10 protein-coding genes are annotated in these 11,254 nt (G+C 63.2%); 5 read left to right on the top strand and 5 right to left on the bottom strand.

Annotated elements, in window-relative coordinates; genetic code table 11:
* Window positions 1–4: 4 nt before the first annotated feature.
* The 4 genes from ribH to HDEN_RS04765 all read left to right on the top strand — a co-directional run bounded on the left by ribH (window position 5) and on the right by HDEN_RS04765 (window position 3,654).
* Window positions 5–508, top strand: a complete 504-nt coding sequence (ribH, locus tag HDEN_RS04750) for a 6,7-dimethyl-8-ribityllumazine synthase (RefSeq protein WP_013214994.1) — start codon at window positions 5–7, stop codon at window positions 506–508.
* A complete protein-coding gene (gene nusB / locus HDEN_RS04755; protein WP_013214995.1) occupies window positions 505–1,017 on the top strand; it encodes a transcription antitermination factor NusB in 513 nt (170 codons plus the stop codon). Before ribH ends, nusB begins: the two co-directional genes overlap by 4 nt.
* Window positions 1,018–1,033: 16 nt before the next feature.
* Window positions 1,034–2,059, top strand: coding sequence for a thiamine-phosphate kinase (gene thiL, locus HDEN_RS04760; protein WP_013214996.1), 1,026 nt, complete (start codon window positions 1,034–1,036; stop codon window positions 2,057–2,059).
* 236 nt (window positions 2,060–2,295) lie between these two features.
* Entirely contained in the window at window positions 2,296–3,654 is a 1,359-nt protein-coding gene (locus HDEN_RS04765; RefSeq protein ID WP_013214997.1) for a L,D-transpeptidase family protein, read from the top strand.
* 12 nt (window positions 3,655–3,666) lie between these two features.
* Here HDEN_RS04765 and HDEN_RS04770 read toward each other — a convergent pair whose 3' ends face one another.
* On the bottom strand, window positions 3,667–4,146 hold the full coding sequence (locus HDEN_RS04770; RefSeq protein ID WP_013214998.1) for an Lrp/AsnC family transcriptional regulator: 480 nt from the start codon (window positions 4,144–4,146) through the stop codon (window positions 3,667–3,669).
* 141 nt (window positions 4,147–4,287) lie between these two features.
* On the opposite strand from HDEN_RS04770, the gene ald reads away from it, so the two are divergent.
* A complete protein-coding gene (gene ald, locus HDEN_RS04775; RefSeq protein WP_013214999.1) occupies window positions 4,288–5,412 on the top strand; it encodes an alanine dehydrogenase in 1,125 nt (374 codons plus the stop codon).
* A gap of 149 nt (window positions 5,413–5,561) precedes the next feature.
* On the opposite strand, the gene aptA is transcribed toward ald, so the two are convergent.
* The 4 genes from aptA to HDEN_RS04795 all read right to left on the bottom strand — a co-directional run bounded on the left by aptA (window position 5,562) and on the right by HDEN_RS04795 (window position 11,254).
* Window positions 5,562–6,884: an omega-aminotransferase AptA gene (gene aptA / locus HDEN_RS04780; RefSeq protein ID WP_013215000.1), complete on the bottom strand. Its 1,323-nt coding sequence runs from the start codon at window positions 6,882–6,884 to the stop codon at window positions 5,562–5,564.
* 77 nt (window positions 6,885–6,961) lie between these two features.
* Entirely contained in the window at window positions 6,962–8,257 is a 1,296-nt protein-coding gene (gene gabT, locus HDEN_RS04785) for a 4-aminobutyrate--2-oxoglutarate transaminase (RefSeq protein ID WP_013215001.1), read from the bottom strand.
* 36 nt (window positions 8,258–8,293) lie between these two features.
* Window positions 8,294–9,748: an NAD-dependent succinate-semialdehyde dehydrogenase gene (locus HDEN_RS04790; RefSeq protein ID WP_013215002.1), complete on the bottom strand. Its 1,455-nt coding sequence runs from the start codon at window positions 9,746–9,748 to the stop codon at window positions 8,294–8,296.
* 18 nt (window positions 9,749–9,766) lie between these two features.
* On the bottom strand, window positions 9,767–11,254 hold the full coding sequence (locus tag HDEN_RS04795; protein WP_013215003.1) for an aldehyde dehydrogenase: 1,488 nt from the start codon (window positions 11,252–11,254) through the stop codon (window positions 9,767–9,769).

Genomic DNA, 11,254 nt, shown 5'->3' on the forward strand with positions numbered 1-11,254 from the left:
TGACATGGTCCAGAAATCTTCGAGCGCACCTACCGATGACAAGAGTGCGCCACACCTTCGCGCGCATATCCTCATCATCGAGGCGCCGTATTACGATGATATTTCCGGTCTCCTGGCGGAGGGCGCGCTCGCCGAGTGCGAGCGCCGCGGCATGACCTATGAGCGCATCGCCGTTCCCGGCGCGCTGGAGATACCGCAGGTTCTGGCGGCTGCTGCGGCCGCACGCGAAGCCGGTCGCAAGACGTTCGACGGCGCAGTTGCACTCGGCTGTGTCATCCGGGGCGAGACCGGGCACTACGATATCGTGTGCAACAACGCCAATCACTGGCTGATGGAAATCGCGGTGCGCAACGAGGTGCCGGTCGGCAATGCGATCCTCACCGTCGACACGCGCGAGCAGGCGATTGCGCGTGCCGAAGGCGGCGTCAACGGCAAGGGCGGCGACGCCGTGCGCGCGTGCGCCCGTTTGATCGAGACGAAGCGCGCCTTCTGGGGAGCGTCCGCATGATGGCGGAGGATAAGCCGAAGCCCAGCGAGATTACCGCGCGCACTGCGGCGCGCATCGCGGCCGTGCAAGCGCTCTATCAGATGGATATGGCGGGAACCGACCTCAACGACGTCATCGCCGAGTTCCTGAATGAACGTCTGTCGGGCGACAACCGCGATGAAATGCTGGCGGGCGCCGATCGCGTGTTTTTTGCCGACATCCTGCGCGCGGTCGTCCGCCGTCAGCGCGAGATCGATCCGATGATCGACGAGCAGCTGGCGGTCGGCTGGCGGCTGGTGCGCGTCGACTCAATTCTCCGGGCGATCCTGCGCGGCGGCGTTGCTGAACTTGTCGACCGGTATGACGTTCCGGCTCGTGTCGCGATCAGCGAGTACGTCAACGTCGCTCGCGTGTTTTTCGATGAGGAAGAGCCGCGGGTCGTCAACGGCGTGCTCGACAAGCTTGCGCGGCGGCTTCGCACCAGCGAATTCGATAAGAAGCCGGTGACGCCTTCTCAGGGCGGCGCCTAGCTTCGAGGTTCCGAAAATGTCGGGCAAGTCGTTCGAGCGAGACAGCAGCGGTTCCCGGATCGGCAACGAAACCGAGTTGATCCAAACTTACCTCGCACCTCTTGCCGAAGGCATGGCGGGAGCTTTCGGACTGACGGACGACGCGGCGTTTCTGCGGCCTGCTTCGGGCTCCGATCTTGTGTTCAGCAGCGATCCTATCATCGCGGGCGTCCATTTTTTTCACGACGACCGGCCTGCCGACATCGCGTGGAAGGCGCTGGCCTGCAACGCTTCGGACATGGCTGCCAAGGGCGCGGCGCCCGTGGCGTATCTTCTGACGTTGGCGCTGCCGGAAGCGCCGGAACGGGACTGGATCGCGGCGTTCGCCGATGGTCTGCGTGCGGCGCAGTCCGAATTCGGCTGCAAACTGATCGGCGGCGACACGGACGTGACGCCCGGGCCGCTTTCGATCGGCATAACGATCATCGGCTCGGTTGCGGCGGGCGCTTTCATTCCCCGGGGTGGGGCCAAGGCTGGCGACCACGTTTTCGTCTCGGGTACGATCGGCGACGCCGCGCTGGGTCTGGCGCTGCGGCGAGATCCCTCGCAATTCAGCACGCTGACGGATGACCAGCGCGCGCTTCTGCTCGATCGCTATTTGCGGCCGAAGCCGCGTCTGGCGCTTGCGGGACCCGTTCGCTCACATGCGCGGTCGGCGCTCGATGTTTCGGACGGGCTGATAAAGGACTTGCGCCGCCTGGCGGGCGCGTCGCTCGGCATCGCGGTGAAATTCGATGATATTCCGCTGTCGCCGCCCGCGCGTGCGGCGCTCGCCGCGAACCCGAACGTGCGCGACAGCATTCTTGCCGGCGGCGACGATTACGAGCTTCTCATCGCAGTCGCTCCAGAAAACATCGAGAAGTTCGTCACGAGTGCCGGAGAATCGGGCATCCGCGTTCACGACATCGGCGTCCTGGAATCGAAGATCACAACCGTCGTACTCGATCCGTCCGGCGTGCCGATCGCACTCCGCCGCCCAGGTTATGACCATTTCTCGCGTTAGCTCGTTTTCCGGGTTTGTGCCGGCGGCGAGATTGCAACACAGCTTTGCATTTCTTTGTAGAGCGGCAATGTGCAGGGCTTGGTAAAACGTCACGCTTTGGCCATATGGCTCATGCCATTGTCACAAAGTGGCCGAAATGGCACGCGGCATCAACGGCCGCCAAGCCGGGCAAAGGATTGCTGCCCGCAAATCGTTGTTCTACCAGCGGCGAATTACAGGATGGCGGGGCTAGAGGAATGAGGTTTTTCCGTTCGAAAGCGCGGTTTCGGGAAACATTCCTGAGAGGCGCCGTTACAAGTGCGATCGTTGCCTTCGTCCAAATCTGCCCGCAGTTCGTGGCGCCGAGCCAGGCGCAAATGACGCTCTGGGATCAAATTCAGGGATCGCTGTCCGGTGGCAGCGCGGAGCCAGCCCCGGAGCGCAAGAAAGAGCCGCTTCAGGATCTCAGGCCGGATTCAACGCCCTGGCGCAGCGACGCCATGATCAACGCGATATCGGCTGCGATCGAGCGCTATCAGAGCATCGTCGACAGCGGCGGCTGGCCGGTCGTTCCAACCGGCCGCATGATGCGGTCGGGCGAAGATGATCCGCGCGTGCCGATCCTGCGGAAGCGTCTGCGCATCTCGGGAGATATGCCGGCGAAGGGCTCCTATTACGACTCTGAGACGTTCGATTCCGAGCTGGAAGAGGGCGTGAAGCGCTTTCAGCGCCGGCACGGCATCCGCATCACGGGACGCATCGAGCAGTCGGTTTATCCGGTGCTCAACACGACGGCGGCCGAGCGTCTGGCGCAGCTGAAGCTCAACCTGCAGCGTGTGCAAGCTTTGATGCACGGCATCGAGGATCGCTACGTTCTCGTCAACGTGCCCGCGTTCCAGCTCGAAGCCGTCGACAAGTACGAGGTGCAGTTGCGCCATCGCGTCATTGTCGGCCGTCCGCAGCGGCAGACGCCGGACGTGCGCGCGATGATCAAGGCGCTGAACTTTTTCCCGTACTGGCGTGTGCCCGATAGCGTCGCGACGCTCGATCTCGTGCCGCGCCTGAAGCAGGAACCGGGCTATCTCGCGGACGAAGGCATTCGCGTTTACAACGGCGTCAACGGGCCGGAGCTCAATCCGGCGACCGTCGACTGGAGCGCGCCGCAGGTGGCGAGCTACAAGTTCAAGCAAGATCCCGGCGATAAGAATGCGCTTGGCCTTTTGCGCATCGACATGTCGAACGAGTTCGGCGTCTACATGCACGACACGCCGATGAAGAACCTCTTCGGTCAGCAGAGCCGGCCGTTCAGCGCCGGATGCGTTCGCGTGCAGAACGTTTTCGATCTCGGCGACTGGATTGCGCATAACGAGCCCGGCTGGGAACAGCCCGGCCGCGTGCGCGACACACTCGCGGCGGGTCAGCCGATGGAACTCAAGCTGATGCATCCGATCCCGGTCTACTTCGCCTATTTCACGGCGTGGGCTGAGCCGTCGAACGGGCGCGTCGAGTTCCGTCCGGATATCTACGGGCGTGACGGAGCGGCGTTGCAGACCGCATATCAGCGCGACAACGACGATGCGCCTCCGGCAACGGCGGCCGCGGCGCTGGCGCCGTGAGGCAAGGCTGAATTAGCGTTCGAGGCTCGAGAGCGGCAGAGGCCGGCTGACGACCTCGCGCAGGACGAAGCTCGATCTCAGCCGCGCTACGCCGGGCAGCCGTGAGAGCTGTTCCTTATGAATGCGCTCGAAGTCTGCGAGGTCGCGGGCGAGGACCACGATGATGTAGTCGTCCTCGCCGGACATCATGTGACATGAGATGATCGATGGCGCGGCGGCGGCGGCTTTTTCGAAGGCTGCCAGCAGTTCCTCATTCTGGCTTTTCAGGCTGACCTGCACGATCGCCATCATCGTCAGCCCGAGCGCCGCGCGGCTGATCTGAGCCTGATAACCGCTAATGACGCCTCGCTCCTCGAGGGTGCGAATGCGACGTGCGATGGCGGTCGAGGACAGCGGCACGTGGTCGGCAAGCTCGACCTGGGACTGCCGTCCATCCGCGAGGAGGGCCGTCAGAATAGCGCGATCCAAGGCGTCGAGGCTGGGAGGCGACATTTTTCTGCGTCAGTTCCGAGTTGAACGCATAATATCTGCGCAGAAATTAACGTCAGCAAGTGAATTTGCTGGGTATTGGCGCCTCACCCGTGGCATTCTACGCCGTAGAATAGAACTCGTCCGCACCGACGGGAGCAGGCCATGCGGATCGGCATTCCGACTGAGATCAAAAGCGACGAATTTCGCGTCGGACTCGTGCCGGGGTCGGTCCGCGAGCTGGTGGCTCACGGGCACGAGGTCATCGTGCAGGCGGGGGCAGGCGCCGGAATATTCGCCGACGACGCGACTTATGCCAAAGCCGGTGCGCGCATCGCGGCGACGGCCGAAGAGGTCTTTCGCGACGCCGACATGATCGTGAAGGTCAAGGAACCGCAGTCCGTTGAGTGGAAGCGGCTTCGTCCAGACCAGATCCTTTTTACGTATCTCCATCTCGCACCCGACCCGCAGCAGGCGATCGGCCTGATGCAATCGGGCGTGTCCGCCATCGCGTATGAAACCGTGACCGACGCCAAGGGAGGGTTGCCGCTGCTCGCACCGATGAGCGAGGTTGCGGGCCGCCTGTCGATCGAGGCTGCCGCGATTGCGTTGCGCCGCCCGGCTGGTGGACGCGGCGTGCTGCTTGGCGGCGTTCCCGGTGTCAAACCGGCCAAGGTCGTCGTGCTTGGCGGCGGGGTCGTTGGTACGCACGCGGCTCGTATGGCCGCAGGCCTCGGTGCTAGCGTTTCGGTTATCGACAAGTCGCTGCCGCGTTTGCGCCAGCTCGATGAGTTGTTCGAAGGCCGGGTCGTGACGCTCGACGCGACGATGGAAACGATCGAAAGCGAAATTCTGAGTGCCGACGTCGTCATCGGCGCGGTGCTCGTTGCGGGCGCCAGCGCGCCGAAACTCGTCAAGCGCGAGATGCTCAAGGACATGAAGACCGGCGCGGTCCTGGTCGACGTGTCGATCGATCAGGGCGGCTGCTTCGAGACCTCGCATCCGACGACGCATGCGCATCCGACGTTCGAGGTCGATGGCATCATCCATTACTGCGTGGCGAACATGCCGGGCGCTGTTCCGGTGACGTCGGCGCAGGCACTGAACAACGCGACGCTGCCGTTCGTGATCAAGCTTGCGGACAAAGGTCTTGCTGCGTTCGATCGCGATCCGAATCTCGCCGCCGGGCTCAACGTCAAAGCCGGGCGGATCATGCATCCCGCTGTCGCCGCCTCGCTCGGTTTCGATAGTCTCGACAGCTCGCGATCCTTTCGCGCTGCTGCGGAATAAAGATTGAGACCCCCGTGCCGCCGGACCCCTCACCGGCGGCCACCCCAGCCGGTCGCTCCTCCCCCCCGGAGCGGCCGGCTTCTTTTTGGCCGCGACGAGGGTGTTTGCGTCTGCTGTTGAGCGCTGTTGTGCGCGTAGCTGACGTCGGGTCAGTTCGCCGTCTTCAGCACTTTCGCGAAGATGTCGAAGAGCTGGTCGATCTCGTCCTTCGTGATGATCAGCGGCGGCGACAAGGCGATGATGTCGCCTGTCTGCCGGACGAGCAGCCCTTGTTCGAAGGCTTGCACGAAGCGATCGAAGGCGCGCTTGCCGGGTTGAGCAGGGTCGGGTTCGAACTCGACCGCGCCGATGAGGCCGATGTTGCGGATGTCGATGACATGCGGCAGCCCTTTCAACGCATGCATGCGTTCTTCCCAGTACGGCGCAAGTTCGGCGGCGCGCGTCAGCAGGCCTTCGTCGGCGAACGTGTCGAGCGTGCCGATCGATGCCGCGCAAGCCATCGGATGGCCTGAATACGTATAGCCGTGGAAGAAATCGATCATCCACTCGGGGCCATTCATGAAGGCATCGTGGATGTGCGATTTGACGAACACCGCACCCATCGGAATCGTGCCGTTGGTGATCGCCTTCGCTGTTGTGATGAGGTCCGGCGAGATATCGAAATAATCGGCAGCGAACGGCGTGCCGAGCCGGCCGAATGCGGTGATGACCTCGTCGGCGATCAGCAGAATATCGTGCTTCCGGCAGATCGCCTCGAGCCGTTTCAGGTATCCCTTGGGTGGGATCAGCACGCCGGTCGAGCAAGCGACGGGCTCGACGATGACGGCGGCGATGGTCGATGCATCGTGTAGAGCAACGATCCGTTCGAGTTCGTCGGCGAGCTCCGCGCCGTGCTCCGGCTCGCCGCGTGCGTAAGCGTTGCGCGAGAGATCGTGCGTGTGGCGGAGATGATCGACGCCGCCGACGAGCGTTCCGAACATCTTGCGGTTGCCGCCGATGCCGCCGACGGAGGTGCCGCCGAAGTTGACGCCGTGATAGCCGCGCTCGCGTCCGATCAGACGAACCTTCGCGGCATTGCCCTTGGCGCGGTGGTAGGCGATCGCCATCTTCAATGCCGTCTCGACCGACTCCGAACCTGAGTTCGTGAAGAACACGTGCTCGAAGCCTTTGGGCGCGATCGCGGTCAGACGGTTGGCAAGCTCGAAGGCGCGCGTATGCCCCATCTGGAACGTGCCAGCGAAATCCAGCGTTTCGGCTTGCTTCCTGATCGCCTCGACGATTTTCGGACGGCAGTGACCGGCGTTGACGCACCAAAGCCCGGACGTGCCGTCGAGGACGCGGCGACCGTCATCGGTGATGTAGTGCACGCCCTTCGCCTCGACGAACAGACGCGGCGCCTTTTTGAATTGCCGGTTGGCCGAGAACGGCATCCAGAACGCCGCGAGGTCGTTGGGCTTCGTCTGTATATTCATGAAAGAGCGTGTCCCTTATGTTTGCACTTGGCGACGCTCTTTCGGAGAGCCGGCCGCCAGGTGCAGAAGTCGTTCAATCAGGCAACTTTTGCGATCGCGTCGGTCAGCGCCGCTTCGAATACGTCCATGCCTTCGCGGACAAGGTCATCGCTTGCCGTCAACGGAACGAGGAAGCGTATGACATTTCCATACGTGCCGCATGACAGCAGGATCAGTCCGCGCTCGTTGGCGGCTTTGAGGAGCGCGCTCGTCAGTTCGGGCGCCGGTTCGCTGCTGGCCTTGTCCTTGACGAGTTCCACCGCGCACATGGCGCCAAGGCCGCGCACGTCGCCGATGCAATTGAGGTTCGAATTGTTCTGAAGCGACGTGCAGCGATCGATGATGATCTTGCCGATGGCGTTGGCGCGCGCGCAAAGCTTTTCGTCGTCGATCACGTCGAGCACGGCGTGTGCGGCGGCGCACGCAATCGGATTTCCGGCGTAGGTGCCGCCCAATCCGCCGGGATTCGAGGCGTCCATCACGTCGGCGCGGCCGACGATGGCCGAAAGCGGAAGCCCGCCCGCCAACCCCTTCGCCATGGTGACGACATCGGCTTTGATGCCGTAGTGCTCCATCGCGAAGAGCTTGCCGGTGCGCGCGAAGCCGGTCTGGATTTCATCCGCGATCAGAAGGATGCCGTGGTCGTCGCAAAGCTTTCTCAGCGCGACCATGAAATCTTTCGGCACGATGTTGAAGCCGCCTTCGCCCTGCACCGGTTCGATGATGATCGCGGCGATGCTCGACGGATCGGCCGTGTGCTTGAAGAGCGACTTCAGACTCTGCAGGCTCTGCTCGGTGCTGCCGCCGTGATAGAGGTTCGGGAACTCGACGTTGTAAACGTCAGGTGGAAAGGGGCCGTAGCCCTTCTTGTAGGGCACGACCTTGCCGGTCAGCGCCATGCCCATGAGCGTGCGGCCGTGGAAGCCACCGGCAAACGAGATGATGCCGGTCCGGCTCGTGAATGCGCGCGCAACCTTGACGGCGTTTTCGACGGCTTCGGCGCCGGTCGAGGCGAGCATCGTTTTCGCGGGGCCGGGAACAGGCGCGATTGCGTTCAGCCGCTCGGCCAAGCTGACGTAGTTCTCGTAAGGCGTCACCTGAAAGCAGACGTGACTGAAGGCTTTGAGCTGTTCTTCGATAGCTGCGATCAGGCGCGGATGCTGATGCCCGGTGTTGACCACAGCGATGCCCGCGCCGAAGTCGATGTAGCGCTTGCCGTCCTCGCTCCAGATCTCGGCGTTCTTCGCGGTCTTGGCGAAAATCTGCGTGACGTTGCCGACGCCGCGCGGAACGGCGGCAACGCGGCGGGCCTGGAGTTCGGCGGAAGTAGCCATTGTCGTCCCCTCGAAGTGTGTGCGGAAGTTCGAGCGTCAGCCGGTGATGCCGCCGAGGCAGAGGAATTTCGTTTCGAGATATTCCTCGAGTCCTTCCTGCGCGCCCTCGCGGCCGAGGCCCGATTGCTTGACGCCGCCGAACGGTGCGACCTCGTTTGAAAAGAGGCCTTCGTTGACGCCGACCATTCCGGTTTCGAGCGCCTCGGCGACGCGCCACGCCCGTCCGATGTCCTGGCTGAACAGATAAGCCGCGAGCCCGAATGGTGTGTCGTTGGCGATGCGGATTGCGTCGGCTTCTGTTTCGAAACGGATGATCGACGCGACGGGCCCGAAGATTTCCTCGTTGGCGATCGCCATCGTCGGCTCGACACCGGTGATGACGGTCGGGGAGAAGAAGAGCGGGCCGTGCGTGTCGGGTTCTCCACCAAGCTCGATTTTTGCGCCGCGTTTGGTCGCGTCGGCGAGCAAAGATTTCACCTTGGTTATGGCGTCGGCGTTGATCAGCGGGCCGACCGTCGATTTCGGATCGCGACCCGGCGCGACGTGGAGTTTCGCGATCTCGGCTTTGAGCGCGGCGACGAAACGATCGTAGATGCCGGACTGCACGAGAATGCGATTGGCGCAGACGCAGGTCTGTCCGGCGTTGCGGAACTTGGATGCCATTGCGCCCGCGACCGCGCGATCGAGATCGGCATCGTCGAAGACGAGCAGAGGCGCGTTGCCGCCGAGCTCGAGCGTCAGTTTCTTGATCGTGTCGGCGGACTGGCGATAGAGAATTTTGCCGACCTCGGTCGAGCCGGTGAAGGTGAGCTTGCGGACGCGTGCATCGGCCGTCAACGCCTTGCCGACGCCTGCCGCATCCTGCGTCGTGATAACGTTAAGCACGCCCGGCGGAACGCCCGCGTCGAGCGCGAGCTTGGCGACGGCCAGCGCGCAGAGTGGCGTTTCTTCCGACGGCTTGACGATGATCGTGCATCCGGCTGCGAGCGCGGATGCAACTTTCCGCGTGATCATGGCGATCGGGAAATTCCACGGCGTGATCGCGGCGCAAACGCCGATCGGCTGCTTGATCGTGACGTAGCGCCGGGACGCTGCGGTGGTCGGGATCGTGTGGCCGTAGGCGCGTTTTCCTTCTTCGGCAAACCAATCGATGAACGAGGCGCCGTAGGCGACTTCGCCGCGCGCTTCCGTCAGGGGTTTGCCCTGCTCGGCGGTCATCAGCTGGGCGAGCGCTTCGGTTTCCGCGAGGACCAGATCGCACCAGCGCTCGAGAATTGCGCCGCGTTCTTTCGCAGGTTTCGCGGACCAGGCCGGAAACGCTTTATATGCAGCGTCGATGGCGCGCTGGGCATCTTCGGCCGTCAAATCCGGAACATCGGCGAGCTTGTCGCCGGTCGCCGGATCGAGAACGGGAAACGTCTTCTTGGACGTCACCCATTCGCCGTCGATGAGCGCCGCGGTTGGAAATGCTGTTGTCGTCTTAGCGTTCATGCGAGTTACTCCGGAAACTCAGAGCGTGATCGATACCGACTTGAGATCGGCGTATTTGTGAAGCGCGTGCAGCGAGCGGTCGCGACCGAAGCCCGACTGCTTGAAGCCGCCGAACGGCATCGTCAGATCGCAGCTGTCCCAGCCATTGATCCAGACGAGCCCGGCGCGGATTTCGCGCGCGGCGCGATGGGCGAGCGAGATGTCTTTCGTCCACAATCCGGCGGCGAGGCCGTAGTTGGTGTCGTTGGCAATGCGGATCGCGTCGTCGGGGTCCTTGAAGCGCGTGACTGCGAGGACAGGGCCGAAAACTTCTTCGCGTGCCAGCGTGTTCTCGGGCTTCACCTGATCGAAGACGGTCGGCTCGACGTAAAAGCCGCCGCTGTCGGTGCGCGTGCGGTTGCCGCCGAGAGCCAGCGCGTCGCCCTCGCGCTTCGCCGTTTCGATGTAGCGCAGCGCCGTTTTCATCTGCTCTTCGCTCGCCATCGAGCCGGTCGTCGTCGCGGGCTCGAGCGGATCACCGGCGACGATCTTGCGCGCGACGGCGAGCAGCCGGTCGACGAATTGATCCGCAACGTCCTGCTGCACGAGCAGGCGCGATCCGGCGGTGCAGACCTGTCCCGAGTTATAGAAGATGCCCCACGCGGCTTGCGTCGCCGCTTTGTCGAGATCGGGGCAGTCAGCGAAGATGATGTGCGGAGACTTGCCGCCAAGCTCGAGGCTGACGCGTTTCAGATTGCTCTGACCGGAATACTGCATCAACAGCTTGCCGACAGCGCCGGAGCCTGTGAACGCGATCATGTCGACATCGTTATGGAGCGCGAGTGCTTTGCCGGCTTCCGCGCCGAAGCCTGGTACGACGTTGAGGACGCCGGGCGGCAAACCGGCTTCGAGCGCCAACTCGCCGATTTTCAGTGCGGTCAGCGGCGATTGTTCCGCCGGTTTCAGGATGACCGAATTACCCATCGCCAGCGCAGGAGCGATCTTCCACATCGCCATCAGCAACGGGAAGTTCCATGGTACGATGGCGGCGACGACGCCGAGCGGCTCATGCACGGCGAACGAGAAACGGTCCGGAGCTTCTGGGCCGACTTCGCCGTAAATTTTGTCGAGCGCTTCGGCGTAATACGCGATCGTGCGGATCGAGCCCGGTATATCGACCTTGAGCGCATCGGTGATCGGCTTGCCGACGTCGAGGCTTTCGAGCACGGCCAATTGCTCGGCATCGCGACGCATCAGATCCGCGAGCTTGAACAGCACGCGCTTCTTGTCGCGATAATGCGACTTCCGCCACTGTCCCTCTTCGAAGGCGCGCCGGGCGCTTTTGACCGCGGCGTCGACGTCGGCAACATCGCACTGAGCGATGTGGTTCAGCACGCGGCCGTTGCGGGGCGTGACGTTGGGGAAGGTTTTGCCCGACGCGCTCGCCCGGAGCTTGCCGTCGATGACCGCTTCGCCCGGAAGCTTGAGCGAACCGGCAACCGCTTCGAAGTGTGCGAGCGAGGTCAT

Origin of the sequence: Hyphomicrobium denitrificans ATCC 51888 (assembly GCF_000143145.1) — a bacterium.
GTDB classification, from domain to species: domain Bacteria; phylum Pseudomonadota; class Alphaproteobacteria; order Rhizobiales; family Hyphomicrobiaceae; genus Hyphomicrobium_B; species Hyphomicrobium_B denitrificans.

Bases quoted from the DNA above. Each gene is read 5' to 3' on its own strand.
- aptA (WP_013215000.1), bottom strand. From the start codon at position 6,884: ATGAATATACAGACGAAGCCCAACGACCTCGCGGCGTTCTGGATGCCG.
- HDEN_RS04765 (WP_013214997.1), top strand. From the start codon at position 2,296: ATGAGGTTTTTCCGTTCGAAAGCGCGGTTTCGGGAAACATTCCTGAGA.
- HDEN_RS04770 (WP_013214998.1), bottom strand. From the start codon at position 4,146: ATGTCGCCTCCCAGCCTCGACGCCTTGGATCGCGCTATTCTGACGGCC.
- nusB (WP_013214995.1), top strand. From the start codon at position 505: ATGATGGCGGAGGATAAGCCGAAGCCCAGCGAGATTACCGCGCGCACT.
- thiL (WP_013214996.1), top strand. From the start codon at position 1,034: ATGTCGGGCAAGTCGTTCGAGCGAGACAGCAGCGGTTCCCGGATCGGC.
- gabT (WP_013215001.1), bottom strand. From the start codon at position 8,257: ATGGCTACTTCCGCCGAACTCCAGGCCCGCCGCGTTGCCGCCGTTCCG.
- HDEN_RS04790 (WP_013215002.1), bottom strand. From the start codon at position 9,748: ATGAACGCTAAGACGACAACAGCATTTCCAACCGCGGCGCTCATCGAC.
- ald (WP_013214999.1), top strand. From the start codon at position 4,288: ATGCGGATCGGCATTCCGACTGAGATCAAAAGCGACGAATTTCGCGTC.
- HDEN_RS04795 (WP_013215003.1), bottom strand. From the start codon at position 11,254: ATGACCTCGCTCGCACACTTCGAAGCGGTTGCCGGTTCGCTCAAGCTT.
- ribH (WP_013214994.1), top strand. From the start codon at position 5: ATGGTCCAGAAATCTTCGAGCGCACCTACCGATGACAAGAGTGCGCCA.